Here is a 26,852-nt window from a genome sequence, read left to right as displayed (position 1 = left end):
ACCGCGAGGCTTGACGCACAGACCCCGGGCGTCAGGACCACACGACTTCTCCGTCCGCGGACGGTCTCGCCCAAATCATCGAAGGCTTGCGTGTGCTCACCCCCGATGATCGACGAACCCGCTCTCCAGCGCCGTGTCGTACGCGTCGCGTGAGGACTCACGGTTGCCCGCCCTGTCATCACGCCGCCCGCGCCGTCGCTGCCCCGTCCACCGCCACCCGGCCCGCATGTCGTGACGGTCGCGAACGCCCCTTTGGCAGGGCCAGGATGCGCGCTTTATGCCATAAATCCGAAATTCCGAAAAGCGGAATGTTTTTACACCGAGGGCTTGACGAGGTGTTTTGCCCGACGCCTTGTGTCGGGCTGGCCGACATCTCCGCTGTTCATCGCCGGCCAGATCCCGCGTCCGGAAACTTCCTCAGGCGCCAGACGTTTCATTGCGGCTGAGGAGACGCCATGCCGATCAAGGACCAGATCAAGAATCTCGCCAAGAAGCTCGTGGAGGATCACCCCGACGCGGCAACGCTGCGGGCGCTCGTGCGGGCTCGGAAACCGACAGCCATCCGTTTTCAGGACGATGGCATCGTGCCGAATAACCCGCATTTTCCCGTGCTGCTCTATCGCGGCGCGGTGAAGCTGAAGACCCGGCGTTTTGCTCCAGAGGTCATCGTCGACACGCTGTTCGATAGTCATGGCTGGGGCCGCTCTTGGCGCGATACGGTTTACGATTTCGTCCACTATCATTCGCAGATCCACGAAGTGATGGGCGTGGCACGCGGCATGGCCAAGATTGAGTGCGGCGGGATCAAGGGGCGAATCTTGAGCGTGAAGGCCGGAGACGTTCTGGTCCTTCCCGCAGGCACCGGACACCGTCTGATCGAGTCCAGTCGGGACTTCCTGGTCGTCGGAGCGTATCCGCAGGAGGGGACGTACGACGAGTGCACCGACACGCGAGAGCGTCCTGACGCCAGCAAACGCATCGCCAAGGCCCGCAAGCCGAAGACAGATCCCGTGCTGGGTGCCGGCGGCCCGTTGCTCAAATCATGGCGGATAAAGTCGTCGCGATCGTGACGCGGGGGGATCGCTTTCGCTGTGCCGGTTTCGAGCGTCTTCCATTGGAACGCCGCCCCATGGCGCGAGTTGCCGCGCATGTCCCTTCCCAAATCAAAAGGCTGGCTCACCGAGATTGGCGTTGCCACGTCGCGGCCCGCCGCGTTTGCCGTGTTCGCGGCCTATGCCGTTGCCTGGGTCACGTTGGGCAACGGGCTCGAATGGCACTCGTTCGCCACGCTGGCGACATGGGGCATGACGCTAGTGATCCAGCGCGCCGAGCATCGCGATACTCAGGCGATTCACGCCAAGCTCGACGAACTGCTCAAGGCGAGCGGCCGTGCCCATCAGATGAACGTCGATGACGAGGACGCCGAAGAGGTCGAGACGCAGCGGGAGGAGATTCGACGGAGCGGGTAGCGCGTCCGGCGCCCCGACCGAGGCACATTCACCGGTCTTTGTCAGGTCAGATAATCCGGCGTGAAATCCGCGAGCGCGCGAAGCTCGTCGGGTAGCAGCAGCTCGATCTCGCTTCCCTCCCAGGCAATCAATCGGCGCCCTCTCAGCTCCTGGATGGTGCGATTGACATGGACAATCGACAGTCCGCACGCATCGGCAACATGCCGCTGCGTCATCGGCATCTGGAAGCGGCCGTTCTTGACGAGGCCTACGACCTCCAGCCTTGCGGCGAGCTCGCAGATCAAATGCGCCACCTTCGGCAGCGCCGCCTGTGCGCCCAGGCGCGCGATCCATTGTCGTGAGATCGCCGCATCGATCAGCGTCTCGCGCCAGAACGCGCGGGTCAGATGAATGGAGCCGTCAAGCAGCTGCTTGAGATGGCTGTGTGCAACGTAGCCGACGATGGAGGGTCCGAGACCGACGAGGTCCGCATCCATCGGCGAGACCAGCAGCGTGTGCAGGCATGGCATGTCGCCGGGAACGTGGAAGGCGAGGATCTGGCTGCGATCGCCGACGATGCGAGCCTGGTAGAGGAATCCGCTGACGACGAAAACGCAGCGGGAGGGATCCTCACCCTGGCGCAGCACGATCTCGCCATCCGAAACCTGGCGCAGCGTGGACGGCAAACCCGCGATCTGGCGTCGTTCGTCTTCGGAGAGGCCTTCGATCGCCTGGAGATGTGCGATGAACTTCGGGTATGGCATGAGAGGAAGAGGTGTTCAGTCGTCACGCGGCATCGCCGGCTCGAGCAGGCGTCGTGAGAGTTTTGCGATGGTCCAATCGGACACGGGAACCGCCTGGAACTCGCGGATGGCGCGCGCAAGCTCCTGATCCGACATCGGCCGCGCCGGCTCCTTCAACGTGCCATGCAGGAAGGCCGCGCGGATACTGTCCAGGTGCTCGCCCGAATCCGATGCGAACAGGTGGCGAATGCGTTTCAGGATCGTCGTAGGGCTCATGCGAATGGCGGGCGCAGTCCGCGATCGAGGGACGGGGGCCGCGACCCAGCAATGTCGCAGACCGGTAGCAACCTGTGCTTCCGACCAGCGTTCTAGTCCGCTGGATGCGGGCCAGATGTATCATTTGATCCAACCGGCAGGATTTTTGGCGGGACACATGGAACGGGTCACATGGAAAAAGCGCATGATGTGCTGATTCGGAACCTGGGCGAGCACACCGCACTCGCACACGAGGATGTCGCCGAAATTCGCGGGCTGACCTTTGTACAGCGCGAGTTCGCGCCGAACGAGGATTTCATCCGTCAGGGTGACGAACCCGAGCATTCGGCGCTGGTCGTCTCCGGCATGGTCGCGCGCTACCATTTGCTCGACAGCGGCCGGCGGCAATATCTCGCGTTCCATCTGTCTGGAGACCTGCCGGACTCCCAGGGACTGTTCATAGACCAGATGGACCATGGCCTCTGCGCGCTCGGGCCCGCTTCCGTGGCGTTCATCCCGCATCGCGAATTGTTTATTGCCTTCCGGCGACGGCCGGCCTTCGCACTGTCGGTCTGGCGCGAGACGCTGCTCGATGCCGCGATCTTTCGCGAGGCCATCACCAACAACAGCGCCCGGCCGATGCACGCGCGCATGGCACACCTGTTCTGCGAGCTGTTCTACCGTGCCCGCGCAGCGCAGCTTGTCCGCGGCAATCGCTGCCGTCTGCCGATCAGCCTGGCGCAGCTCGGCGAAACGCTGGGCATGGCGATCGCGACGGTGAACCGGACGCTCGCCGACCTCAGACGGAGCGGGACCATGGATATGCGCGAGGGCGAGCTGATCGTCCTGAAATGGCGCGATCTGCAGCGGCTCGGAAACTTCAGTCCGAGCTATCTGCACCTCAAGCGTCAGTCGCCGCCGCGCGCGTGAGGCCGCAAAGCGTCAGCCGCTGGCAGATGCCGCGCGCCCAGCACTTCCTCGAAATGCTTCTTCACCCAATCGTTGCAACGGCAGGCTCTGACTTCGAGCGCCGGGGCGTCGAGGATCAGGATGGCGCCACGGCGCGTCGCGAGGATCCGCCTCGCCTTGAACATCTGGATGACGCGGCTGGCATAGCTGCGGGACACGCCGAGCATGCCGGCAAGCTGCTCGTGGGTGAGGGGGATCTCGGGGCCGCCGACATGCTCCTGTGCGGAGATGATCCACTTGGCGGCGCGCTGCTCGATCGAATGCGCGGCGTTGCAGGCCGCGGTCTGGAGCAGCTGCGCGAACTGGCAGTCGCCATAGCGCGAGAGCACCTGCTGGAGCGTGGCCGACCTCTGCTGGGCCTGCTCGAGCGCGCGCAGCGGCAGCCGCACCAGGGTCCCGCCCAGCTTCACCACGATGCGCGAATAGGCCAGCGAGACGCTGCGGCCGGCGGCAATGCCCACCGCGCCCTCGCGCCCGACCAGCAGGCTTTCGACCTCGCGATCGTCCTCGACCGGCACGGCGAACGACACGAGCGTGGAGCGGCAGGGAAAATGGACCGCCGCGACCTCGTCGCCGGCGTGATACAGGATGTGGCTCGCCTCGAGTTCGACCGGCTGTAGGTGCGGCGCGAGCAGTTCGAAATCCGGGCGGCTGAGCCGCTGGAGAAGATCGTTCTGGGGCCGACCGGTCACATGTCTTGCTCTGGCCGGGAATCGGCACCGGCCAGAACCCTACGTTTCCGTGGCGGAGCCGACGGTTCCAAAGTGCACACAAGGCGTTTTTCAGACGTTGAAAAAGTGGCCTCCCGCTTGCGGAAATCCGGAAGTTAGTGGCGAGGCGCATGGCACGCGAGGCACATGGCGCGGCCGAATCCAGCGGCCTTCAACTTCACGAGCTCTGTGCAGGAGTGCACACAGCAGGGGCGCGGATCGGCGTAGCGTCCTCGTCGCGGAGCGCCGCACCCCGTGCGCTCTGCCCGACGGACCGCCGGCCTATACCTCAAAAGCCGCCGGGCCGGCGGGCCCAAGGGCGGCGAGGATGTTGATCACCCGAAGTTCGTCACCCGAAGCGTGCTTCGCAATCGTGCGCGGGCCGGCTTTTTTCCGCGTGGGCGCGATAGGCATCGATCGCCCTGTTGGCGAGCATCAGTTGCCGGCGTTCACCGGTCCTGAGCTGGGCCTCAATGGCGTCGAGCAGGACGTTCGCCGTCTCGTCCGGAGAGCCGAGCTCTCCGCTCTGCTCCAGGAAGCTCCAGGCGATGAAGAATGCGTTTTCGACGGTGCAGCGAATGGACATGGCTGCCAACGCGGCGCGGCCGTTGCCGTTCCGCGGGACAGACGAATGCCGTGAATTGGCGCGCGTGCCCCGCGTTACTTCAGCGAGCTGCTGATCGAGGTGAACTTCTTGTTCAGCGTCGCGCCGAGGTTGTTGACGACGGCGATGATCGCCAGCGCAATGCCGGCGGCGATCAGGCCGTACTCGATCGCGGTGGCTCCGGACTCGTCGGTGAGAAAGCGGCGGATGGTCTGCATGGTCTTACCAGAATTCCAAAAGAGAGCTGGCGAGGACCATAATCCGCCGAGAGCGGGTTCCCCAATTTGGAACACCGGCTTGCGTCAATCTCGAGTTAATCGCGAACATTGTGAAGCCGGCGGCGAAATACCGACCCCGCCGCCTCGTTCTTCTCGCGCATCTAGTTCTTGAGCACGATCCGGCCGACGACCTTGCCGGCGCGAAGCTCGTCGATCCAGGTCTGGACGTCGCCCATTGACTCCTCGCGCATCGGCGTCGGCTTGATCTTGCCGGCGCGGGCGAGTGCCATCAATTCGTGAGCCTCGGTGAGCGTGCCGACCATGAAGCCCTCGATGGTCATGCGCTTGTAGACCCATTGCACCATCGGCAGCGTGAACTGGCCGCCCATCAGGCCGGAGACCACGATCTTGCCGCCGCGCGCGGCGACGGCGACCGCGAAGGCCATGGACTTCTCGTTGCCCGCGAAATCGACGATCTCGTCGAAGCCGCCATCGGTTTCCTTGAGGATACGCTTGATCACGTCGGGCTCGGCAGGATCGTAGGCCACCGCGGCGCCGTTCTTCAGCGCGGTCTCGCGCGCGGCACCGCTGAGATCGGCGACCGTGATCGGTTGTTTGAACATGGCCGCCGCGAAGGAAAGACCCATCATGCCGACGCCGCCGAGGCCGATCAGCAGGAGATTGCGCTGGCGCGGACGGTCGACCAGGCGCTTGAGCGCGCCATACGCGGTGACGCCGGAGCACATCAGGGTCGCGGCCTGGTTGACGGGCAGCGGATCGTAGTCGAGCAGATATTTCGCGTCGGGCACCAGCACGTGCGTGGCGAAGCCGCCGTCGATGGAGACGCCGAGAAAGCGCTGCCTGGCGCAGAGGTTCTCGTCGCCATTGGCGCAGTCACGGCACTGGCCGCAACCGATCCACGGAAACACCGCCTTCTTGCTGCCGACGAGACCGGCGAACACGTCGGGACCGACTTCATCGACCACGCCCGCGATCTCGTGGCCGAGCGTGAAGGGCAGCGTCATGCCGCGCGTGGTGTCGAGCTTCTTGCCGCCGCCGAGATCGGCGTAGCCGTCCTGGATGTGCAGATCGGAGTGGCAGAGGCCGCAGCGCTCGATGCGCACCAGCACCTCCCGCCCTTGCGGCTTCGGCGTGTCGACGATGGTCTCGCACAGCGGCGCATCGAACTTGACCAGGGACTGCCGACGCATCAACGCCATATTTCTTCCTCCGAAATTATCTCTCTATTTCGCTGCGTATATTGGCCAATTCACGCGCCATGGCAACAAAGCCGGAAATCGGAACGGTCTCCGCGCGCCGCGTCGCATCGACGCCGGCAGCTGCGGCGAGCCGCACGGGGTCGGCGCCCAGCGCCTTCAGGCTTTGTCGCAGCATCTTGCGGCGCTGGCCGAAGGCGGCGGCGGCGACCTGTTCGAGCAGCTTGCGATCGCAGGCGAGAGGATTTTCGCGCGGGATCAGTCGCACGACGGAAGACGTAACCTTCGGCGGCGGCACAAAGGCGGACGGCGCAATGTCGAACAGGATCTTGGTCTCGCAGCGCCAGTTGGCGAGCACGCCGAGCCGCCCGAAGGCCTCCTCGTCCTCGCGCGCCACGATGCGCTCGCCGACCTCGCGCTGGAACATCAGGACCATCATGTCGTACCAGGGCGGCCAGGGCTCGGTGGTGAGCCAGCCGACGAGAAGGTGGGTCGCGATGTTGTAGGGCAGGTTCGCGACGATTTTTGCTCTCTCGCCCGATAGCAGCGGGCGTGGATCGAAGGTCATGGCGTCGCCATGCACGATCTCGAGACGGCCGGGATAGCGCGCGGAAATATCCTGCAAGGCAGGGATCGCCCGCTCGTCATGCTCGATGGCGATGACGCGTCTGGCGCCGAGCGCGAGCAAGGCGCGCGTCAGCCCGCCCGGGCCGGGGCCGATCTCGATGATGGTGGAGTCCTCGAGCGGTGCCGCCGCACGCGCAATGCGCGCGGTGAGATTGAGGTCGAGGAGGAAGTTCTGGCCGAGCGATTTCCGGGCCGACAAGGCGTGTTGGCGAATGACCTCGCGAAGCGGCGGGAGGTCGTCGATCGCGCTCATCGGGTTTTCGCAGCCGCCATCCGGCTCGCAAGCCTCAACGCGGCGATCAGGCTTGCCGGATTGGCCTTGCCGGTGCCGGCGATGTCGAAGGCGGTGCCGTGGTCGGGCGAGGTGCGGATGAAGGGCAGGCCGAGCGTCACGTTGACCGCGTCGTCGAAGGCCACCGTCTTGATCGGGATCAGCGCCTGGTCGTGGTACATGCAGACGGCGCAGTCATAGCTGTTGCGCGCGGCTTCGTGGAACATGGTGTCGGCGGGGAGCGGCCCCTTCGCCTCGATGCCGTCGCTGCGCAACGTCTTGATCGCCGGCGCGATCACGGTCTGCTCCTCGTGGCCGAGCGAGCCGTCCTCGCCCGCGTGCGGATTGAGGCCGGAAATCGCGATGCGCGGATTGGCGATGCCGAAGCGCGATTTGAGTTCGCTCGCGACAATGCGCACGGTCGAGACGATCAGCTCGCTGGTGAGCTGGGCCAGTGCATCGCGCAAGGAGACGTGGATGGTCACGGGCACCACGGCCAGCCGCGGCGACCACAGCATCATCACCGGCTGCGGCGCGCGGCCGTCGTCCGCGGCGAGCTCGGCGAGGAATTCGGTATGGCCGGGATGGCGGAAGCCGGCGCGATAGAGCACGCTCTTGGCGATCGGATTGGTGACGACGGCGCCGGCGCGGCCCTCGCGGACATCCGTGACCGCCTGGCGGATCGAGGCGAGCGCGGCCGGGGCGCTCGATGCGTCGGGCTTGCCGGGCTCGGCGCTCGCGGGCTCGCCGGTCGCGACCACGGGCAGGGCCTCGGGGAAGGCGGCCGCGGCCTCGCCGGCGCTCACCGAAGCGATCCTGATTTCGGCGCCGAGCGCCTTGGCGCGGCGGGCGATCAGTGCCTCGTCGCCGAGCAGATAGAAGGCGGGCAGGTCCAGTTCGCGGCGCTTGAGCCAGGCTGCGATGGTGATGTCGGGACCGATGCCGGCAGGCTCTCCCAGCGTCAGGGCGAGGGGCTTGGCAGGCTGCTGGGCCATCAGCGGTTGCGATACTCGATCATCGCCGCCTTTCGGAGGTCTTCGAGATAGGCCTTCTGGGTCTTCTCGTACTTCTCCTGATACATCTTCTCGCGAACCTCGCGCTTCTTCGGCGTGTCGATCATGGTCGGCTTGCGCGAACACAGCACCACCATCTCGATGCCCGCCTTGGTCATCTCGGGCGCGGTCAGGTGGCCGATCGGCGTGTCGTCGAGGACCTTGCGCAGCGCCTCGGGTAATTCCGCCGTGGTCTTGGTGACGATGTCGCGGATGGTGGCGTTCGGCGTCGAGCGGAACAACGAATTGGCTTCTTCGCAGCTTCCGACGCGCGAGCGATATTGCTCGGCTTCCTTATGCCGCGTCTCCAGGAACGCCTGCGACGATCCGCGCGGCACGATCAGCACGATCGGCTGCATCTTGTATTCGGTGCCCTCGATCTGCAGTTTGTCGCCGGTCTGGGCCTGTACGGCCTGCGCGACGTCCTTCTCGCCGACCAGCAGCTTCTCCTTGAAGCGGCCGCGCACGAGGCTGGTCCAGACCATCTCGGCCTTCATACGGCTCTTCAGGGTTTCGGGGCGGACGCCCTTGACCTCGAGCGTCTTGGTGAGCTGGTCCGACGAGATGCGCATGCGCTGCGCCATGCCATCGTAGGACTGGTTGATGTCGGAGACGCCGGGGTCGACCCCGTATTTCTTGCCTTCCTTCATCTTCACCCGGTCGTCGATCAGCTCATTGATGACCTCCTGACGGGACGGTGTCTTCTGCGTCGTCAACTGGTCGAGCTTGGAGCGCTGCTCGATGTCGAAGTCGGTGATGGGATCGCCGTTGACCATCACGACGATGTTCTGCGCGCGCAACGGCGTGCCGGCCAGGAGCAGGGCGGCGAGGACGAGGAGGAGTCGGAAGACTGGCAATGGGATCGTCATATTTGTCGCTCGCATGTCAGCCGTGGTGAACCTGCGATCGGGAACACGCGGCCGGCACCTTCAAACCGTTCACTGGAGGCCGCCGCCGGAACTGCTGGTCGTCGCTGTGTTCGCCAGCGTGCGCAGGCCGATCTGGAACATGATCGCGTGGTTCAGGGTGGGCGGCGTCGCGCCTGCGGAATAGCTATACGCGGTTACATAGTTCAAGCCGAGCACAAAACAATCGTCGACGTAGCCGGCACCGAGCACATACTGGTTGATCTTGTTGGCCTCCAGGTCCCAGCGCGCCGAGCCCGTGACCACCCAATTGGCCGCGACCTTGATCGAGCCCGACGTGAGGATGCCCTCGCGGCGGGTCAGATAGCCGAGTTCCGGCTGTGCCGCGTAATTGCCGTACAGCATGCTGACGGACCAGCGGTTGAAGTTGGCGCGGCCTTCCGCCTCGAAGCGCTGGATGTTCCAGGTCTGCTCGTCCATGCGGGAGCGAACGCTGAACGTATAGGTGCTGTTGGGCGAGTAGGCGGCGCTCGCCACGTAGTCGGAGCGCGGCCTTTGCAGGCCGGAATCCACGCCGGTATTGATGGAGTCCTGGACCGCGAAGGAGTTCATGCCGAACAGCTGGTAGGACTGTCCGAATAGCGTCTTGATCGCGCCGCCCCTGTCGAACTGCGTGGTGGACTGCACGCCGACATTGGCGCGGCCGCCGCCCTCGACACGGTCGTAGCCGGAGAACTTGTCGACGCTGAACAGATTCGAGGCGTCGAACACCATGCTCTGCGCGTCCTCGTTGGGGAGCTTGCCGGCATAGGTCTCGTTCGGCCGGATGATGATCTGCGCGATCGGCTCGATGGTGGTCGAACCCCAGGGCTGAACGTTGATGAAGGGGTAGCGGTATTCGAGGCCCACAGTCGGCATCAGGCGGAGCGCCTGGGTGTCACCGACAGGAAGATAGTTCGACACGCCCGGCTGGTTGGAGACCGAGGAGTTGATCGCGTCGGCGCGGAGAATGGCGAAGGGGGTCCAGATTTCACCGAATGGATCGGTGAAGGATTTGCGCCACTGCGCTTCGGCCGTCAGGCGGGTGTAGGTGCCCGGGAAGCCGCGCAGCAGGCACTGCGACGGCGTGCGCGCGAGCGGATCGGCCGACACCGTCGTGCACAGGCCATTGGTGTTGGCGAGCGTCGTGATCGGATCGAACACCGCGGTGTCACGCGACAGGTTCACGAAATTGGTCTTGTAGCTGAACTCGCCGCCGAAGACCGGATAGTTCAGCACGTTCGAGTAGTCGATCACGGGGTAGACGATCGGCACCTGGCTCTGGTTGCCGGAGTAACTCAGCCAATACATCGTGCGCGCGTCGAAGAAGCTGCGATTGCCGACACCGGTCAGGTAAAGCTGCGAGAGCGCATCCGTCGGCAGATACAGGAACGAGCCCAGCGGATCGCGATATTGCGACAACCGATAGTCCGAGAAGAAATAATAGTCGGACATCAGGACGCCGTCCCAACCCCAGACCCATTTGTCGTTCAGCGCGAACTGACCCTTGGTGTCGACGGCGCCGCGGAACTGCTTGTCGCCGGGCTGGCCGGCGAGCGCGCTCCGATCGAGCTGGTCGATGCCGTAGACGCGGATCTGATAGGCGCCGTCCATCAGGCGCTGGCGGAATTCGGCCTGGAACAGCACGCCCTGCTTGGACGTGATGCGCGGGTTGAACGTCGCGTCCATGTCGGGCGCGATCGCCCAGTAGAACGGAACCTCGACGCCATAGCCGAACGGCGTATTCGACGTGAAGCCCGGCATCAGGAAGCCGGTCTTGCGCTTCACGGTCGGATCGGGCGTCGAGAAATAGGGCATATAGGCGATCGGCACGCCGAAGAATTCGAGCTGCGCCGTCTCGAAATACAGCATCTTCTCCTGCTGGTCGTGGATGATGCGCGCACCCTTGACCTGCCATAGCGGCGGCTTCTTCGGATCGTCCTTGCACGGCGCGCAGGCCGTGTAGACGCCGTTCTCGAACACCGTGTAGTTGCCGCTGGAGCGATCGGAGCGGCTCGCCGCCATGCGGGTCTGGTCGGCCGTGTCGACGCGCAGCGAATCGACGAAACCGTCACGGTAGTCGTCGGAAAGGTCCAGGATCTCCGCATAGGTGATCTTGCCGTCGGCATCCGTCATGCGGATGTTGCCTTCGGCATGAAGCCGCTTGGTCTTCTGGTCGTAGATGACCTTGTCGGCCTCGACGCTGGTGCCGTTGTAGAACAGCTGGACGTTACCGACCGCGGAGACGCGCGAATTGTTGTAGTCGTAGTCGACCTCGGTCGCCTGAACCAGCATCTGGTTGTCGTTGACGGCCTTCGGCGGCTTCGCACGCGGCGGCAGCGGATTGTAGGTGAAGCTCTGGGCGGAAGCCGGCGCCACGGCGGCAACGTCCATCAGGCCACCGAGCGATGCCGCGGCGGCGACGGCAAGCAGGAACCTGCGAATGGACAAGCCACACCCGTTCGCGCGCACCAATGTGCGCCGCGTCAAACGAGACACGGGCCCTCGGTGGACGGCCGTCACTATCCGTCCTCCTGATACAGCAAGGCCAAAAAGCCGGTGAGGCCGCCCACCACCACAGGCAACCACGCCGCAGCGATCGGATGCATCAACTCAGCCTTGCTCAAATCTTCAGTCACTTTCGACAGGACGTAGAGCAGAAAGCCTGCGCCCACGCCACTCAAAACCATCTTCTGCACGCCGCCCATCCGGAAGAAGCGCAACGACACGGAGGCCGCGAGCATCACCATGGCCGCAAGCAAAAACGGCTGTGCCAGAAGCTTCTGATACTGGAGTCGGTATCCGGCTGTCGCGAAGCCCGAGCTTTCGGAAGAGCGGATGTAGCTCGGTAGTTGCCAAAAGGACACAGTCTCGGGTGTGGAAAAGCTGTTGCGGACCTGCGCCTCGGTCAGCGTCGTCGGAATCTCCAGGCTGGCCTGATCGACCGGCGGCGAATCCAGCGAGAAGCGACGGACGTTCTTGAACAGCCAACGGCCGGCCTCGAGCGTCGCCTCGCGTGCCTCGACCCGTTCCTTGAAGTGCTGCTCTGTGTCAAACCGGAACAGGGTGAGCCCCGTGAGCCGGACTCCCTGCTGCTCGCTGCGCGCCGCGTTGATGATGGTCTGGCCGTCATTGGTGACCTGATTGAGCCAGAAGCCGGAGGCGTCCTGAATGCCGCCGCCGGGCGCCGAGCCGAACAGCTCGGCTTCCATGCGCTTGGAGAGCTCGCGCAGATTGGCCGACATCGGATTGTAGGCGACGGTGGCGATGACTCCGATCAGGAGCGCGCTGCCGAGCGCCGGAGAGATGAATTGCCATGCGGAGACGCCGGCGGCGCGCGCGACCACGAGTTCGAGCCGGCGGGAGAGGGCGAGATAGCAGGTCATGGCGCCGATCAGCATGCAGAACGGCGTCAGCTTCTCCAACAGCTGCGGTACGCGGAACAGCGAGGTCTCGGCCACCATGACCGCGGAGGCGGACGCGAGCCCTGAGGTCTTGCGCACCATCTCGATGTAATCGACCAGCACCAGCAGCAGGAAAATGCTGGCGAACACGCCGAGCGCCGCGACCACGAAACGGCCGGCGAAATACCGCCCGAGTGTGTTGGTGAGCATGCTCATGCGGTGGCCGGCCGTCCGAACAGCCGCGCGATGCGCGCGTTCGACCTGTTGATGGCCTCCATGAGGCGCGGCGGCGGTTCGACCACGAGGCCGCCAATGATGATCGCCAGCCCGATGCCGATGGCACCAATGACCATCGCATATTGGACCAGCACCGCCCCCGGCGATTTCACCGCCATCACTGAGCATGCGAAGCCGGCCATGCGCAGGCCGAACACGGCGAGGATCGAGGAGCCGATCGAGAAGTTGCGGCTCTGGCGCGTGGTGCGAGGCGCACCCAGAAACGCGAAGGCCAGCACGGCAAAGGCGAACGGATAGATCGGCGCCAGCAGGCTGTCATGCAGGGCCGAGCGGAACTGACCGGGAATCTGCTTGTAGACGGGATCGTCCTCGGACGGCGAGAGCAGCTCCCAGAGATAACGCTCGCGGATGCCGAGGGTGACGTCGCGGCCCTGGCCCGAGAACTTCGACATGTCGAAGCCGTAGCGCCCGAACGCCACCAGCGCCGGATCGCGCTTGCCGGCCTCGAAACGCTGCAGATTGCCGGTCTCCAGCACCAGGAACGAACCGTTGTCGTTCTTCACGACTTCGCCGTGCTCGGCAACGATCGAGACCCGCTCGTTCGGATCGCGGCGGTCGTCGATGAAGATGCCGGCGAGGATGCCGCCAGGCTGGCGTTCGCGAATCCGGATCGTCAGGTTCTTGTCGAGCTGGGCGAAGCGGCCGGGCTGCAGGATGTTGGTGAGCACGTCGGCGGTGATCTCGGCGTCCCACTGCTTGATCCGGCGCATGCCGTCGGGAGCGAGATAGGCGGCGATGAAGGCGACCAGCAGGGCCACGACGCAGGTGGCGTAGAAGAACGGATAGAACAGCCGGAACGGCGAGAAGCCGGCGGCATTCATCACGATGATCTCGGAATCGGTCGCGAGCTTGTTCAGCGTATGCGAGATCGCGATCATCAGCGCGATCGGCGAGATGATCAGGACCAGCGCGGGCACAACGAGGCTGGTGATGCCGAGAAAGGTCAGGATGGTCTGACCCTGGCTCGTCATCAGGTCGATGCCGCGCAACGCCTGCGTAATCCAGATCACGCCCGTGAGGCTGACCAGGACCAGCGCAAACGACGCGAGCGTCGTGCGGAAGATATACCTATCGATTGACCCCATGCGCTACCGCACGAATCCCACCAAGTCCCCAATGCCGGCCGGAATTCCGGCTGTCCAACCAATCCCCGCAAGGGGATCCCCAAGGTCGGCCAACCATCTCATCCGCCGGCTTACTCTCTCAGTACCATCCCTTTGATCCGTCAACAAAATGGCTGCCCCGTGGCACCCTCAATATATGGTTAATATTTCCCTCGTTGTGGCCCCTCGGCCACGGGGGGTGCTTGGCATCTGCCGGGCCGGTGGCCCATAGTGCGGCACGCTCAGTGAATCGCCGTTCAGCTCCGGCCCGTGGCCGGGCCCGCCGATCGGTAAAAAAGCGCAATGTTTTTGAGGAGTTACTTATGTCCGATGCCATCAAGGTCGGCTTCGTTCCATTATCTGCCGCCGTCCGTGGCATCATGGTCGTGTTCTGCGACGACGCTCTGAAGCTCGGCCCGGCGACCGCAAAGGCGCTCGGCGGCGCCACCGAACTCGTGAAGCGGGCGGCGGCCGCCGCCGCCTTCAAAGGCAAAAGCGGCGCCGCGCTCGACATCCTTGCACCCGAGGGCGTGAAGGCCACCCGCCTGATCGTGATCGGCGCCGGGAAGGCAACCGGCCTGAAGGCTAACGACCTCCTCAAGTTCGGCGGCGTGGCGGCGAGCAAGCTTCCGGTCGGGACGGCGGCCATGACCATCATGGCGGAACTGCCCAATGGCGCCATGACGAGCGAGCAGGCGGTCGCGATCGCCTCGGGCCTGCGGCTGCGCACCTACAAGTTCGATCGCTACAAGACCAAGAAGAAGGACGGCGAGGAGGGCGGCTCGCGCGCCGACGTCTCGTTTGCGGTCGGCGATGTCGTCGCCGCGAAGAAGGCGTTTGCATCGGCGGCTGCGATCGTGGACGGCGTGATCATCGCGCGCGACCTCGTCAACGAGCCGCCGAACGTGCTTTTTCCCGAGGAGTTCGCGCGCCGCGCAGGCCTGCTCCGCAAGCTCGGCGTCAAGATCGAGGTGCTCGACGTCAAGGCGATGGACAAGCTCGGCATGGGGGCGCTGCTCGGCGTCGGCCAGGGCTCGGCGCGGCCGAGCCGCACCGTGATCATGCGTTGGGACGGTGGCAAGAAGGGTGAGGCGCCGGTTGCCTTCGTCGGCAAGGGTGTCTGCTTCGACACCGGCGGCATTTCGATCAAGCCGGCCGGCAGCATGGAGGACATGAAGGGCGACATGGGAGGCGCGGCCTGCGTCGTCGGCCTGATGCATGCGCTCGCGGCACGCAAGGCCAAGGTCAACGTCGTCGGTGCCATCGGCCTTGTCGAGAACATGCCGGACGGCAACGCGCAGCGCCCGGGCGACATCGTCACCTCGATGTCGGGCCAGACCATCGAGATCATCAACACCGACGCGGAAGGCCGTCTGGTGCTTGCCGATGTGCTCTGGTACGTCGCCAAGAGAACCAAGCCGAAATTCATGGTGGATCTGGCGACGTTGACCGGCGCCATCGTGGTTGCGCTCGGCACCGAGCATGCCGGCATGTTCTCCAACAATGACGAGCTTGCGGAGCGGCTGCTGGCGGCCGGCATCGAGAGCGGCGAGAAGGTCTGGCGCCTGCCGCTTGGCCCTGAATACGACAAGCTGATCGATTCCCAGTTCGCCGACATGAAGAACACCGGCGGACGCCATGGCGGCTCGATCACCGCGGCGCAGTTCCTCCAGCGCTTCGTGGACGGCACGCCCTGGGCGCATCTCGACATCGCCGGTACCGCCATGGGAGCGCCGAAGACCGACATCAACCAGAGCTGGGGAAGCGGCTATGGCGTTCGCTTGCTGGACCGTCTGGTCGCCGACCATTACGAGCGCAAATGACCCGAGATGACTGAAGTCCTTTTCTACCATCTGCAAAACATGACGGTGGAGAACGTGTTGCCGCCGCTTCTCGAGAAATCGCTCGAGCGCGGCTGGCGCGTCGTGGTGCAGTCGAATTCGCCGGAGCGCGCCGATGCGCTCGACGCCCATCTGTGGACCTATCGCGACGATTCCTTCCTGCCCCACGCGACATGGCGGGTGAGCGACGCCGCCGATCAGCCGATCGTGCTGGCGGTCGAGGAGGACAATCCGAACGGTGCCAATGTCCGCTTCCTCGTCGACAACGCCGCGCTGCCGCAGGACGCCCAGGGCTATGAGCGCATGGTGCTGCTGTTCGATGGCGACGATCCGGACGCGCTTGCGTTCGCCCGCAGCGCCTGGACGGATTGCAAGGCGCGGGGATTTGATGTCACCTATTGGCAGGCCGACGAGCGGGGCCGGTGGCAGAAGCGGAATTAGCGGTCGCTCGCAATTAATGATAATTTGCACTTTTCGGGCAATGATGGCTTTTGTCACCTTCGTGCCGCAAAGTGATGTTGGTACAATTGCTTAGGGCCGATCCTTCACTCGGGGAATTTAGTTTATCGTGCGACATCAAAAGCTTCCCAGCTCGCTCATAGTTGCGTTGGCGGCCGTAGCCCCGCTGGTCGCGGGCTGTTCGGGGACCGATCTGTTGTCCCGGGATGCCCAGTGGTTCAACACGCCCAGCCGCCTGTTCATCAAAAGCATCTCGATTGAGTCGCCGCCGCTCACCCCCGACAAGCCGGTTGTTGCCGAGGATCTGGTCAGTGCCGACGGGGCTTGTGCCGGCATGGCGCCGCCGCCCGGGCCGGCCGATGCCAATGCGTCGACGACCTCGCCGGCTCCGATGGGCGGCACCGTCGCGCTCGGCCACACCGAATGCGACGTGGTGCGCGGCATCGGCGCGCCCTCGAACGTCAACCTCTCCGGTGATGCCGCCGGCAGGCGCGTTGCGGTCGTGACGTGGACGAGCGGTCCGCGTGCCGGCATCTACACCTTCACGTCCGGCCGCCTGTCCTCGATCGAGGGCACGCCCGAGGCGCCGGTCATGCCGAAGGCGACCAAGCCGAAGCCGAAGAAGAAGTCGGCGGCGTAACACGGGTCGGCCTTTTACCCTGATGCTGGTTGCGGCTATCGATGCGATCAGCCGCGCATGCTTGCCCCCATCGTCAAGCGGATTTTGCATCCCTTGATTGCGATGGCGGAGGCGTGAACCGTTATCTCTTCGCGCTCGCACCCGCCGGCGATCGCGTTCGTGAGTTTCGACATCGCGGGATGCCGACCTTCGCCCAAAGCGCCTTCATTGCCTCGGGCCGCGTTCTTCCGCGCGCGTTGAAAATCACGGGGGCGTTACGCGTGATCCGTGATCACGCGGTTCGTGATCAGCGAGCCTTCACGTCCGCTGTCGAAAACTGCCCCGAAGCAAAACTGGAGGAAATCTCCAGAATAATCACGCGCGTCTCAAGCAACGGTTCAAGAACGTCATGTGCGCGAATGCTACGCACCGAGGGGAGGGGCTAGGTCGGAAGGATCATTTGGATGTCCATTACCTCTGTGTTTTCCCCGGTTACGGGGCAGCTCACCATTTTTGGCGACAGCGCGAATAACGGCCTCGTGATAAGTCGCGACAAGTCCGGCCGCATCCTGGTCAATAACGGGCACGTGAAAACGGTTGGTGGCGAACCCACGGTCGACAACACCACGGCGATCGACATCTTCGGTCAAGGCGGTGACGACACGATCACCGTCGACGAGTGCCACGGACCGATGCCCGCGGTGCACATCTTCGGCGGCGACGGCAATGACAAGATCACGGGCGGCTCGGGAGCCGACCTTCTGTTTGGTCAGGCCGGCAACGATTTGATCAAGGGCGCCGGCGGCAACGATCTGCTGTTCGGCGGAGCGGGTAACGACGTCCTGGATGGCGGCAGCGGCGACAACCAGCTGTTCGGTCAGGCCGGCGACGATGTCATGATCTGGAATCCCGGCGGCGGCACCAACCTGTTCGAGGGTGGTGAGGGCAACGATACGGCTCAGGTCAACGGCAACAACGGCGCCGAGACGTTCACGATCACGGCGAACGGCACCCGCGTGCGGCTCGACGGGGCGGGCGCGGCGCCGTTCTCGCTCGACATCGGCACGACGGAAAATCTCGTCCTGCACGGCGGCGGCGGCGACGATGTCATCACCGCGGGCAACGGGCTCGGCAGCCTGATCTCGCTGACGCTTGATGGCGGCGCCGGCAACGACAGGATCATCGGCGGCGACGGCAACGACCTCATCATCGGCGGCAGCGGCGACGATATCGTCAGCGGCGGACGCGGCAACGACGTCGCCCAGCTCGGGAGTGGCGACGACACTTTCATCTGGAATCCCGGCGACGGCAGCGACACGGTCGAAGGCGGATCGGGCAGCGACAAGCTGCTTTTCAATGGCGCCAACATCAACGAGACCATCAAGATCTCGGCCAATGGCGGCCGAGTGCTCTTCACCCGCGATGTCGCCAACATCACGATGGATATCAACAGCGTCGAGCAGATCGAATTCGATGCGCGGGGTGGTGCCGACAACATCACCGTCGGTGACCTCACCGGGACCGGCGTCAAGCAGGTGCTGATTGATCTCGGAGCCGTTCCGGGAGGGACGCAAGGCGACGGCGCAGCTGATACGGTGACCGTCAACGGCAGCAACGGCAATCAGCACATCGAGGTCACAGCCACGGGCACGACGGTCACCGTCACGGGGCTGCCGGAGGTCGTGACGATCGCAAATGCAGAGGCCGGCAACGACCGGCTGGTCGTGCAGGCGCTCGGCGGCAACGACGCGATCGATGCATCCACGCTCGGCGCGGCGATCGGGCTGACCATCGACGGCGGTGCGGGCAACGACACCATCACCGGCAGCCAGGGAGCCGATACCCTGATCGGCGGCGACGGCAACGACAAGGTCACTGGCGGCCGCGGCAATGACGTCGCGCTTCTCGGTGCAGGCGACGACATCTTCACGTGGAATCCCGGTGACGGCAGCGACACTGTCGAAGGTGGCACGGAAACCGATACGCTGGTGTTCACCGGCGCCAATGTGGCCGAGACCATGTCGATCTCGGCGAACGGAAGCCGTGCGCTACTCACCCGTGACGTCGGTGCAATCGTCATGGACCTCGCTGGCGTCGAGCACGTGCAGATCGCGGCAGCAGGCGGCGCCGACAACATCACCGTCAACGATCTGACCGGGACAGGAATCGCGCAGGTTGCCATCGACCTGAGTGCCGGCCCCGGCAGCCAGAGCGGCGATGGAGCGGCGGACCGCGTGACCGTGAATGGCACGACCGGTGACGACAACATATCGGTCGTGACCTCCGGCGGATCGATCGTGGTCAACGGCCTCGCTGCGCAGGTGACGATTGCGCACGCGGACGCCGGTGATGTACTCGGCATCAACGGCGGACAAGGCAATGACGTCATCAATGCGTCTTCCATCAAGGCGGGACAGTCGTTCAGCCTCAACATCAACGGCGGCGACGGCAACGACACCATCACCGGCAGTGCCGGCAATGACATTGTGAACGGCGGACGCGGCGACGATTTCGCCAATCTCGGTGCGGGCGACGACACTTTCGTCTGGAATCCCGGCGACGGCAGCGACACCGTCGAAGGCGGCAAGGGCACCGACACGCTGGCATTCAACGGAGCCAATATCAGCGAGACCATCAACATCTCGGCCAATGGCGGCCGGGTGCTGTTCACGCGAGATGTTGCCGCCATTGCGATGGACCTGAACGGGGTTGAACATGTCGACTTCATTGCCCTCGGCGGTGCCGACGACATTACGGTCGGCGACCTCTCCGGCACTGGCGTGAGCCAGGTCGACCTCGATCTCGGCGCCAATGACGGCGCCGCGGATACCGTGACCATCAGCGCAACCGGCGGCAACGACGTCATCACGGTGACCGAGCACGACGGCATCATCACGGTGTCGGGGCTTGGCCAGGACATCAACATCACCGATGCCGGCGCGGGCGACAGGATCGTCATCAATGGCCTCGATGGCGACGACGTCATCACGGCTTCCGGCTTGCACGGCGGCATCCAGCTCGTCGCCAATGGCGGCAACGGCGACGACGTGCTGATCGGCAGCCCCGGCAACGACACGCTGGCAGGTGGTGCCGGTGATGACGTGCTGATCGGCGGCGGCGGCCTCGACATCCTGGACGGCGGCACCGGCAACAACGTCGTCATCCAGGGCGGAGCGTTCGCGGCCGCGATGCTGCTCAACCAGGCCATGGCGGCCAGCTTCGTCCCGGCAGGTGAGGGCAACGGCGAGATGCCGCTGCCCGATCCGCACGCGACGCAAAGCCAGGTGCTCGCATCGCCGCAGCACGCCTGAAGCCGGCGGCATCGGCCCGGAGAACGCTCATGATGACCAACGCGGTCTCCTCCGATACGGGGCTCGATGCGTTGCTGACGCTGCTGCATCTGCAAGGTGTCGCGGCCGATCGCGCGCAGCTCAGGCGGCTGGGCGCGGCAAGCTTCGGCGCAGCGGATATTGTCCGCTGCGCCAGGTCTCTCGGACTTAAAGCGCGAACCTATCGAACGCAGTGGAGCCGTCTGTCGGACACCCCGCTGCCTGCAATCGCAATGCTGCGGGACGGCGGCTTCATGGTCATCGCAAAGGCCTCCGCCGACAAGGTGCTGGTGCAGTCTCCGGAGGCGCAGCGCCCGGTGCTGATGGATCGCGACGAGCTGTGCGCGATCTGGGACGGCGGCTTGATCCTGATGGTCCGGCGCGCCGGCCGGTCCGACCTCGGGCGGCACTTCGACATCACCTGGTTCATCGGCGCGATCGGCAAATACCGGCGGCTGCTGGGCGAGGTGCTGGCGGCTTCGTTCTTCCTCCAGCTTTTTGCGCTGGTCTCGCCGCTGTTCTTCCAGGTCGTGATCGACAAGGTGCTGGTGCACCGCTCGCTGTCCACGCTCGACGTTCTCGTCATCGGCCTCGTCGTCGTCTCCCTGTTCGACACCGTGCTCGGGATCCTGCGCAACTACCTGTTTGCGCACACGACCAACCGCATCGACGTCGAGCTCGGGGCACGTCTGTTTCACCATCTGCTGGCGCTGCCGATGGCCTGGTTTCAGGCCAGGCGCGTCGGAGATTCCGTGGCCCGGGTCCGTGAGCTCGAGAACATTCGCAATTTCATCACCAGCTCGTCGCTGACGCTTCTCATCGACCTGGTCTTCACCTCGGTGTTCCTGGCGGTGATGTTCGCCTATTCGGCGCAGATGAGCTTCATCGTGCTGGCATCATTCCCGTTCTACATCGCGATCTCGGCCGTGGCGACGCCGCTGTTTCGCCGCAGGCTGGACGAGAAATTCCGCCGTGGCGCCGAGAACCAGGCTTTCCTGGTCGAGAGCGTCAGCGGCATCGAAACGCTGAAGGCGATGGCGGTCGAGCCGCAGATGCAGCGCCGCTGGGAAGAGCAGCTCGCCGGTTATGTCTCCGCGAGCTTCGGTGTCACGAGCCTCGGCAACACGGCAAGCCAGCTGGTGCAGCTCGTCAGCAAGGTCGTCACCGCCGCCATTCTCTATGTCGGAGCCAGACTGGTGATCGGTGACGCCCTGACCGTCGGCGAGCTCGTGGCCTTCAACATCTTCGCGGGGCGGGTGTCGGCCCCGGTGCTGCGGCTCGCGCAGGTCTGGCAGGATTTTCATCAGGCGCGGCTGTCGATCGCGCGGCTCGGCGACATCCTCAACAGCGCGGCGGAGCCGGCTTACTCCGCCGCCCGCGCGGGGCTACCGCCGATCCGGGGCAACATCCGCTTCGAGCACGTCTCTTTCCGCTACCGCCTCGATGGGCCGGAGATCCTGCACGATGTCTCGTTCGACATTCCAGCCGGACAAACCGTCGGCATCGTCGGATCGTCCGGTTCGGGCAAAAGCACCTTCGCCAAGCTGGTGCAGCGGCTCTACGTTCCGCAAGGCGGCCGCGTGCTGGTCGACGGAATGGATCTGATGACGACCGATCCGGCAGGGCTCCGTCGGCAGATTGGAATCGTGCTCCAGGACAACATGCTGTTCAACCGGTCGGTGCGCGACAACATCGCGCTGGCCGATCCGAGCCTGCCGATGGATCGCATCATCGACGCGGCGAAGCTCGCGGGCGCGCATGGTTTCATTCTGGAGCTCCCCGAGGGCTACGATACGGTGGTCGGCGAGCGCGGCTCGACGCTCTCGGGCGGGCAGCGCCAGCGCATCGCGATTGCCCGCGCACTGGTGGGCAATCCCCGGATCCTGATCTTCGACGAAGCCACCAGCGCGCTCGACTATGAAAGCGAGCGGATCATCCATGACAACATGAAGGAGATCGCGAAAGGCCGCACCGTCCTGATCATCGCGCACCGTCTGTCCACCGTCCGCGGCGCCGATCGCATCTTCACCCTGGAACGCGGCCGCCTGGTCGAGGACGGCACGCATGATGCGCTGATCAAGACCGGCGGCCGCTACGCCGCCCTGCATCGTCTCCAGGGAGGCATTTATGAGGTCGGCTAGCACTGTGCCGGCCGCTCGGCCGGAGCAGACCGTGATCCCGTTCCGGAATGGAAAGGGTCGGCGCGCCGAAGAAGTCGCCTTCCTGCCGGCGGCGCTGGAAATCACGGAAACACCGCCGTCGCCGATCGGCCGCGCCATCGCCATGGCCCTGATGCTGCTTGTCTGCGCGGCGCTGGCCTGGTCGGCCTGGGGCACGATCGACATCGTGGCGTCCGCAACCGGCAAGGTCGTGTCGAGCGGGCGAAGCAAGGTGGTCCAGCCGTTCGAGACCGGCGTGGTGCGTGCCATTCACGTGCAGGACGGGCAATCGGTCAAATCGGGCGACCTGCTGATCGAGCTTGATCCGACCGTGAACGCCGCAGAGCGCGATCGTCTGCACGACGATCTCATGGCCGAGCGGCTCAACGTTGCGCGCCTCCGCGCCGCATTGGCGGGCGGCGAAGGGGTATCCGCCGATCTCGTCGTACCAGAGGACGCCGATCCCATGCTGGTCGCGACGCAACGGCAGCTCCTCGCCAATCAGGTCAGCGAGAACAGGGCCAAGCTCGCGGCGCTCGCACGTCAAGAAGCGCAGAAGGAGGCCGAACATCAGACGATTGCTGCGACGATTCACAAGCTTGATGCGTTGCTGCCGGTCACCCAGCAGCGTGTCGAGATCCGCAAGACGCTGATGGAGAAGGAGATCGGCTCGAAGCTGACCTATTATGAGACCCTCCAGCTCCAGATCGAGCAGCAGGAGGAGCTTCGCGTCCAGAGTAGCCGCTTGAAGGAGGCCGAGGCGGCCGTCGCTGCGATCCGGGAGACCCGCATCCAGGCCTTGGCCGAGTACAGGAAAAGTCTGTCCGATGAGCTTGCCAAGAGCGAACAGAAAGCCAATGGCGTCGCACGCGATCTGATCAAGGCGCAGCAGAGGACGAGGCTTCAGCAACTGACGTCGCCGGTCGACGGCGTCGTGCAGCAGCTCGCGGTCCACACTGTCGGCGGCGTGGTCACGCCCGCACAGTCGCTGCTGGTGATCGTGCCGACCGATACGCGGCTCGAGATCGAGGCGATGATCTCCAACCGCGATATCGGATTTGTCGGGGCCGGGCAGGGCGCCGCGATCAAGATCGACACTTTCAATTTCACCCGCTACGGGCTTCTCGCAGGTCGGGTCCTGAGCGTCTCGCAGGATGCCATCGTCCGTGACCGGCCGCAGGAGCGCGGGAGCGACCGTGCGCCCGGGACGCAACGCGACAGCAGCGAGCCCAGCGGGCAGGAGTTGAGTTACAGCGCCCGTATCTCGCTCGATCGCACCCAGATGCAGGTGGACGACCGCCTCGTCAACCTGTCGCCGGGAATGGCGGTGACCGTCGAGATCAGGACCGGTTCGCGCACCATCCTGAGCTACCTGCTATCGCCGCTGCAGCGCTACCGGCACGAGATCATGCGGGAGCGCTAGTTCCCGCCTGTTGCCGACGAAGCTTCGCGAGGCGCCCTGAGAACCGATCGGGCTTTTCGGCAGCTACACCATGCCGCGGGCGCTCCACTCTCGACGAAGTCGTTTTCGTGTGGCCGCGCAGCCCGGAATGCGTACATAGGAGCAAGCAAAAATTTGGAGGAAACTATGCGGCTCATTGCCCTCGTGTCGGCTCTGCTCTTGCCGTTTGGCGCGGCGCTCGCCCAGGACTATCCAGTCAGGCCCGTCACCATGCTGGTGCCGTTCGCCGCCGGCGGACCTACGGACACCATTGCTCGCCTGACGGCGGCAGGCATGGCGAAATCGCTCGGCCAACAGGTCATCGTGGAGAACGCGCCTGGCGCCGGTGGCACCATCGCGACGACCCGCGCCTCGCGAGCCCAGCCCGACGGATACACGCTGCTGATCCATCATGTCGGCCTCTCGACCGCCGCAACATTGTACCGCAACCTCAGCTATGACACGAAGACCGCCTTCGCGCCGATCGGGCTTGTGACCAATGCGCCGATGACCATCATCGCGCGTGCGGATTTCCCGGCCGACACACTGAAGGAATTGGTCGCCTACGCCCAACAGCAGGGCGACAAGTTGACCTACGCCAACGCTGGACTCGGAGCGGCCTCGCATCTCTGCGGGATGCTGTTCATGACGGCGATCCAGAAGCAGCTCACCGCGGTGCCTTACAAGGGCAACGGCCCCATCATGAACGATCTTCTCGGCAAGCAGATCGATCTCACCTGCGACCAGGCGACGAACACGACCGGCCCGATCATGTCGAAGCAGGTCAAGGCCTATGCGATCACCACCAAGGAGCGGTTGAAGAGCTTGCCCGATCTGCCGACGGCTGATGAGGCCGGCCTCAAGGGGTTCGAACTTGGCGTGTGGCACGGCATCTACGCGCCGAAGGGCACACCGCCGGCGGTCGTTCAGAAGCTGACGGCGGCGCTCCAGTCCGCGCTTAGGGATCCCGCGCTGATCGCCCGGTTCAACGACATCAACACGGAGCCGGTCCCGCAGGAGAAGGCGACGCCGGAGGCGCTGGCCGCGACGCTGGCGAGTGAAGTCGACCGTTGGGCTCCGATGATCAAGGCCGCCGGCCAGTTTGCGGACTGAGCCGTTCCTGCGCAATTCGAGCCGACATCGCTCCGTGAACGCGCTAAGCCAACACGGTAAAGAACTGTCTATTCAAGAGCTAATGACCAGGTAGCAAAATACCGGTACTGTGCATGGGGTTGTTTTCGCGATTTTTAATGTCGGCCCGGTCGTGGAGCTTCAACCCGCCGCCGCGTCGAACTGCGTGCTCGCCTCGAGCCACTGCTCCTCGGCGCGCGCGAGCGCGTCGGCTGCGTTCGCGCGTGCTTTCGACAGTTGCGCGGCCTGCTTGGGATCGCGGGTGAAGATGTCGGGCAGGGCGAGCGCGGTGTCGATCTTGCTGATGATCTCGCTGACGCGGGCGATCTCGGTTTCGGCTTCCGCGATACGTTTCTTCAGCGAGCCGCGATTGTCCGATCTCGGGCGCTGCGGCTTCTCGCTCACCGCGCTGCGCTCGCGCGGGGCGGGCTCGCCATTGCGGGCGGACAGCACCAGGCGGCGATATTCGTCGAGGTCGCCATCGTAATTGGTCACGGTGCGGTCGGCGACGATCCAGAGTTGGTCGGCGCAGGACTCGATCAGATAGCGGTCGTGCGAAACCATGATGACGGCGCCGGGGAATTCGTTGATGGCTTCCGCGAGCGCGGCGCGGCTGTCGATGTCGAGATGGTTGGTCGGCTCGTCCAGGATGATCATGTTGGGGCCGAAGAAGGTCGCAAGCCCCAGCAGGAGCCGTGCCTTCTCGCCGCCCGACAATTTTCCGACCTTGGTGTCGGCCGCCTTGCCGGAGAATCCGATGGCGCCGGCGCGTGCGCGCACCTTGGCCTCAGGCGCTTCACCCATCAGCTTGCGGACGTGGTCGTAGGTCGAGGCATCCTCGTTCAATTCGTCGAGCTGGTGCTGGGCGAAATAGGCAATCGACAGCTTGTCCGCGCGGGTCACCTTGCCCGAGAACGGCGCGAGACGGCCGGCGAGCAGCTTCACAAGGGTCGACTTGCCGTTGCCATTGGAGCCGAGCAGCGCGATGCGGTCGTCATTGTCGACGCGCAAGGTGACGCGGTTGAGGACGGGCGTGTTCGGATCGTAGCCGACCACGACGTTGTCGGTGGCGATGATCGGCGGCGACAGGATTTTCTCGGGCGCGGGAAAGCTGATCTCGCGCACATCCTGGGTGACCAGCGCCGTGATCGGCTTCAGCCGCTCCAGCATTTTGACGCGTGATTGGGCCTGGCGGGCTTTCGAGGCCTTGGCCTTGAAGCGGTCGACGAAGGCCTGCAGGCGGGCGCGTTCGGCTTCCTGCCGCTTGACCGCTTTGGCGTCGAGCATCTCGCGCATGGCGCGTTGCTCCTCGAAGGAGGAGTAGGTGCCTTTGTAAAGCGTGAGCTTGCCGCGTTCCAGATGCAGGATCTGGTCGACCGAGCTTTCCAGCAGGTCGCGGTCATGGCTGATCACGATTACGGTGCGCGGATAATGCGCGAGGTGATCCTCGAGCCACAGCGTGCCTTCGAGGTCGAGATAGTTGGTGGGCTCGTCGAGCAGCAACAGGTCGGGAGCCGCGAACAGCGTTGCGGCGAGCGCAACGCGCATGCGCCAGCCGCCGGAGAATTCGGCGCAGGGGCGGAGCTGGTCGGTGGCCGAGAAGCCGAGGCCGGAGAGGATGGCTGCGGCACGGCTTGGTGCCGAATGTGCGTCGATGTCGACCAGCCGGGTCTGGATCTCGGCGATCCGGTGCGGGTCGGTCGCGCTCTCGGCTTCGGTGAGCAGTGCGTCGCGTTCGAGGTCGGCCTTGAGCACGACCGAGATCAGGCTCTCTGGGCCGTTCGGCGCTTCCTGCGCGAGGCTGCCGACGCGCCAGCGGGGCGGCAGGGTCACCGTGCCGTGCTCAGCCGCAAGCTCGCCGCGGATCACCTTGAACAGGGTCGATTTGCCGGTGCCGTTGCGACCGACCATGCCGACGCGGGATCCGGGCGTGATCTGCACGGAACTCTGGTCAATCAGAAGGCGTCCGGCGAGGCGGATGGAGAGGTCGGTGATGGAGAGCATGCGGCCTTGTCACCGCACCCGCGATCAAACGCAACCCGTTTTTCCG

Annotated in this window: 23 protein-coding genes; 10 read left to right on the top strand and 13 right to left on the bottom strand. The window is 64.7% G+C overall.

Annotation, left to right across the window (positions count from 1 at the left end; translation table 11 throughout):
• Nucleotides 1-455 precede the first annotated feature (455 nt).
• Entirely contained in the window at nt 456-1,070 is a 615-nt protein-coding gene (locus ABIC03_RS02150; protein ID WP_354055131.1) for a cupin, read from the top strand.
• Nucleotides 1,071-1,148: 78 nt separating this feature from the next.
• Nucleotides 1,149-1,469, top strand: a complete 321-nt coding sequence (locus tag ABIC03_RS02145) for a low affinity iron permease family protein (RefSeq protein WP_275167206.1) — start codon at nt 1,149-1,151, stop codon at nt 1,467-1,469.
• 41 nt (nt 1,470-1,510) lie between these two features.
• On the opposite strand, the gene ABIC03_RS02140 is transcribed toward ABIC03_RS02145, so the two are convergent.
• The gene (locus ABIC03_RS02140) at nt 1,511-2,212 is read right to left on the bottom strand and encodes a Crp/Fnr family transcriptional regulator (RefSeq protein WP_354055129.1); all 702 of its coding nucleotides are present in this window, start codon (nt 2,210-2,212) and stop codon (nt 1,511-1,513) included.
• Between the two features lie 15 nt (nt 2,213-2,227).
• Nucleotides 2,228-2,467: a hypothetical protein gene (locus ABIC03_RS02135; protein WP_354055127.1), complete on the bottom strand. Its 240-nt coding sequence runs from the start codon at nt 2,465-2,467 to the stop codon at nt 2,228-2,230.
• 171 nt (nt 2,468-2,638) lie between these two features.
• Here ABIC03_RS02135 and ABIC03_RS02130 point away from each other — a divergent pair, with 171 nt between their 5' ends.
• A complete protein-coding gene (locus tag ABIC03_RS02130) occupies nt 2,639-3,376 on the top strand; it encodes a Crp/Fnr family transcriptional regulator (protein WP_275167203.1) in 738 nt (245 codons plus the stop codon).
• Here the strand turns inward: ABIC03_RS02130 and ABIC03_RS02125 are convergent.
• The 10 genes from ABIC03_RS02125 to lptF form a co-directional block, all read right to left on the bottom strand.
• The gene (locus ABIC03_RS02125) at nt 3,355-4,107 is read right to left on the bottom strand and encodes a Crp/Fnr family transcriptional regulator (protein WP_354055125.1); all 753 of its coding nucleotides are present in this window, start codon (nt 4,105-4,107) and stop codon (nt 3,355-3,357) included. The genes ABIC03_RS02130 and ABIC03_RS02125 overlap by 22 nt on opposite strands.
• Before the next feature lie 367 nt (nt 4,108-4,474).
• Nucleotides 4,475-4,711 carry a hypothetical protein gene (locus ABIC03_RS02120; protein WP_007609339.1) on the bottom strand — a complete coding sequence of 79 codons (237 nt, stop codon included), beginning with the start codon at nt 4,709-4,711 and terminating at the stop codon, nt 4,475-4,477.
• A gap of 74 nt (nt 4,712-4,785) precedes the next feature.
• On the bottom strand, nt 4,786-4,947 hold the full coding sequence (locus ABIC03_RS02115) for a Flp family type IVb pilin (protein ID WP_354055123.1): 162 nt from the start codon (nt 4,945-4,947) through the stop codon (nt 4,786-4,788).
• Nucleotides 4,948-5,108: 161 nt separating this feature from the next.
• The gene (locus tag ABIC03_RS02110) at nt 5,109-6,167 is read right to left on the bottom strand and encodes an alcohol dehydrogenase (RefSeq protein WP_354055121.1); all 1,059 of its coding nucleotides are present in this window, start codon (nt 6,165-6,167) and stop codon (nt 5,109-5,111) included.
• A 16-nt stretch (nt 6,168-6,183) separates the two neighbouring features.
• Complete coding sequence (rsmA, locus tag ABIC03_RS02105; protein WP_354055119.1) at nt 6,184-7,044, bottom strand: 16S rRNA (adenine(1518)-N(6)/adenine(1519)-N(6))-dimethyltransferase RsmA; 861 nt, start codon at nt 7,042-7,044, stop codon at nt 6,184-6,186.
• On the bottom strand, nt 7,041-8,057 hold the full coding sequence (pdxA, locus tag ABIC03_RS02100; RefSeq protein ID WP_354055117.1) for a 4-hydroxythreonine-4-phosphate dehydrogenase PdxA: 1,017 nt from the start codon (nt 8,055-8,057) through the stop codon (nt 7,041-7,043). The genes rsmA and pdxA overlap by 4 nt, the downstream gene beginning before the upstream one ends.
• The gene (locus tag ABIC03_RS02095; protein ID WP_354055115.1) at nt 8,057-8,983 is read right to left on the bottom strand and encodes a peptidylprolyl isomerase family protein; all 927 of its coding nucleotides are present in this window, start codon (nt 8,981-8,983) and stop codon (nt 8,057-8,059) included. The genes pdxA and ABIC03_RS02095 overlap by 1 nt, the downstream gene beginning before the upstream one ends.
• A 69-nt stretch (nt 8,984-9,052) precedes the next feature.
• Complete coding sequence (locus ABIC03_RS02090; protein WP_354055113.1) at nt 9,053-11,542, bottom strand: LPS-assembly protein LptD; 2,490 nt, start codon at nt 11,540-11,542, stop codon at nt 9,053-9,055.
• On the bottom strand, nt 11,542-12,639 hold the full coding sequence (gene lptG, locus ABIC03_RS02085; protein WP_275167197.1) for an LPS export ABC transporter permease LptG: 1,098 nt from the start codon (nt 12,637-12,639) through the stop codon (nt 11,542-11,544). Before lptG ends, ABIC03_RS02090 begins: the two co-directional genes overlap by 1 nt.
• Entirely contained in the window at nt 12,636-13,805 is a 1,170-nt protein-coding gene (gene lptF / locus ABIC03_RS02080) for an LPS export ABC transporter permease LptF (RefSeq protein ID WP_354055111.1), read from the bottom strand. Before lptF ends, lptG begins: the two co-directional genes overlap by 4 nt.
• 341 nt (nt 13,806-14,146) lie before the next feature.
• Here lptF and ABIC03_RS02075 point away from each other — a divergent pair, with 341 nt between their 5' ends.
• The 7 genes from ABIC03_RS02075 (at nt 14,147) to ABIC03_RS02045 (ending at nt 24,784) form a co-directional block, all read left to right on the top strand.
• Entirely contained in the window at nt 14,147-15,646 is a 1,500-nt protein-coding gene (locus tag ABIC03_RS02075) for a leucyl aminopeptidase (RefSeq protein WP_354055109.1), read from the top strand.
• Nucleotides 15,647-15,652: 6 nt separating this feature from the next.
• A complete protein-coding gene (locus ABIC03_RS02070) occupies nt 15,653-16,105 on the top strand; it encodes a DNA polymerase III subunit chi (protein WP_275167194.1) in 453 nt (150 codons plus the stop codon).
• 166 nt (nt 16,106-16,271) lie between these two features.
• Nucleotides 16,272-16,763 (top strand): hypothetical protein, encoded by a 492-nt coding sequence (locus ABIC03_RS02065; RefSeq protein WP_354055107.1) that lies wholly within the window; start codon nt 16,272-16,274, stop codon nt 16,761-16,763.
• Nucleotides 16,764-17,206: 443 nt separating this feature from the next.
• Nucleotides 17,207-20,053: a beta strand repeat-containing protein gene (locus ABIC03_RS02060; protein ID WP_354055105.1), complete on the top strand. Its 2,847-nt coding sequence runs from the start codon at nt 17,207-17,209 to the stop codon at nt 20,051-20,053.
• Nucleotides 20,054-20,082: 29 nt separating this feature from the next.
• Nucleotides 20,083-22,212, top strand: coding sequence for a type I secretion system permease/ATPase (locus ABIC03_RS02055; RefSeq protein ID WP_354055103.1), 2,130 nt, complete (start codon nt 20,083-20,085; stop codon nt 22,210-22,212).
• Nucleotides 22,199-23,653, top strand: a complete 1,455-nt coding sequence (locus ABIC03_RS02050) for an HlyD family type I secretion periplasmic adaptor subunit (RefSeq protein ID WP_354055101.1) — start codon at nt 22,199-22,201, stop codon at nt 23,651-23,653. The genes ABIC03_RS02055 and ABIC03_RS02050 overlap by 14 nt, the downstream gene beginning before the upstream one ends.
• 165 nt (nt 23,654-23,818) lie before the next feature.
• Nucleotides 23,819-24,784: a tripartite tricarboxylate transporter substrate-binding protein gene (locus ABIC03_RS02045; protein ID WP_354055099.1), complete on the top strand. Its 966-nt coding sequence runs from the start codon at nt 23,819-23,821 to the stop codon at nt 24,782-24,784.
• Between the two features lie 159 nt (nt 24,785-24,943).
• On the opposite strand, the gene ABIC03_RS02040 is transcribed toward ABIC03_RS02045, so the two are convergent.
• Nucleotides 24,944-26,806 carry an ABC-F family ATP-binding cassette domain-containing protein gene (locus ABIC03_RS02040; RefSeq protein WP_354055097.1) on the bottom strand — a complete coding sequence of 621 codons (1,863 nt, stop codon included), beginning with the start codon at nt 26,804-26,806 and terminating at the stop codon, nt 24,944-24,946.
• Nucleotides 26,807-26,852: the final 46 nt, after the last annotated feature.

Origin of the sequence: Bradyrhizobium sp. RT6a, from assembly GCF_040547675.1 — a bacterium.
Taxonomy (GTDB): domain Bacteria; phylum Pseudomonadota; class Alphaproteobacteria; order Rhizobiales; family Xanthobacteraceae; genus Bradyrhizobium.
Note: the sequence above shows the minus strand (reverse complement) of the source record. Positions and strands in the feature narration are given on the sequence as shown.

Excerpts from the sequence above, each read along its gene's own strand:
- ABIC03_RS02115 (WP_354055123.1), bottom strand. The coding sequence starts at position 4,947 with ATGCAGACCATCCGCCGCTTTCTCACCGACGAGTCCGGAGCCACCGCG.
- lptG (WP_275167197.1), bottom strand. The coding sequence starts at position 12,639 with ATGAGCATGCTCACCAACACACTCGGGCGGTATTTCGCCGGCCGTTTC.
- rsmA (WP_354055119.1), bottom strand. The coding sequence starts at position 7,044 with ATGAGCGCGATCGACGACCTCCCGCCGCTTCGCGAGGTCATTCGCCAA.
- ABIC03_RS02070 (WP_275167194.1), top strand. The coding sequence starts at position 15,653 with ATGACTGAAGTCCTTTTCTACCATCTGCAAAACATGACGGTGGAGAAC.
- ABIC03_RS02095 (WP_354055115.1), bottom strand. The coding sequence starts at position 8,983 with ATGACGATCCCATTGCCAGTCTTCCGACTCCTCCTCGTCCTCGCCGCC.
- pdxA (WP_354055117.1), bottom strand. The coding sequence starts at position 8,057 with ATGGCCCAGCAGCCTGCCAAGCCCCTCGCCCTGACGCTGGGAGAGCCT.
- ABIC03_RS02145 (WP_275167206.1), top strand. The coding sequence starts at position 1,149 with ATGTCCCTTCCCAAATCAAAAGGCTGGCTCACCGAGATTGGCGTTGCC.
- ABIC03_RS02120 (WP_007609339.1), bottom strand. The coding sequence starts at position 4,711 with ATGTCCATTCGCTGCACCGTCGAAAACGCATTCTTCATCGCCTGGAGC.
- ABIC03_RS02050 (WP_354055101.1), top strand. The coding sequence starts at position 22,199 with ATGAGGTCGGCTAGCACTGTGCCGGCCGCTCGGCCGGAGCAGACCGTG.
- ABIC03_RS02150 (WP_354055131.1), top strand. The coding sequence starts at position 456 with ATGCCGATCAAGGACCAGATCAAGAATCTCGCCAAGAAGCTCGTGGAG.
- ABIC03_RS02140 (WP_354055129.1), bottom strand. The coding sequence starts at position 2,212 with ATGCCATACCCGAAGTTCATCGCACATCTCCAGGCGATCGAAGGCCTC.
- lptF (WP_354055111.1), bottom strand. The coding sequence starts at position 13,805 with ATGGGGTCAATCGATAGGTATATCTTCCGCACGACGCTCGCGTCGTTT.
- ABIC03_RS02055 (WP_354055103.1), top strand. The coding sequence starts at position 20,083 with ATGATGACCAACGCGGTCTCCTCCGATACGGGGCTCGATGCGTTGCTG.
- ABIC03_RS02060 (WP_354055105.1), top strand. The coding sequence starts at position 17,207 with ATGTCCATTACCTCTGTGTTTTCCCCGGTTACGGGGCAGCTCACCATT.
- ABIC03_RS02130 (WP_275167203.1), top strand. The coding sequence starts at position 2,639 with ATGGAAAAAGCGCATGATGTGCTGATTCGGAACCTGGGCGAGCACACC.
- ABIC03_RS02135 (WP_354055127.1), bottom strand. The coding sequence starts at position 2,467 with ATGAGCCCTACGACGATCCTGAAACGCATTCGCCACCTGTTCGCATCG.
- ABIC03_RS02040 (WP_354055097.1), bottom strand. The coding sequence starts at position 26,806 with ATGCTCTCCATCACCGACCTCTCCATCCGCCTCGCCGGACGCCTTCTG.
- ABIC03_RS02075 (WP_354055109.1), top strand. The coding sequence starts at position 14,147 with ATGTCCGATGCCATCAAGGTCGGCTTCGTTCCATTATCTGCCGCCGTC.
- ABIC03_RS02110 (WP_354055121.1), bottom strand. The coding sequence starts at position 6,167 with ATGGCGTTGATGCGTCGGCAGTCCCTGGTCAAGTTCGATGCGCCGCTG.
- ABIC03_RS02045 (WP_354055099.1), top strand. The coding sequence starts at position 23,819 with ATGCGGCTCATTGCCCTCGTGTCGGCTCTGCTCTTGCCGTTTGGCGCG.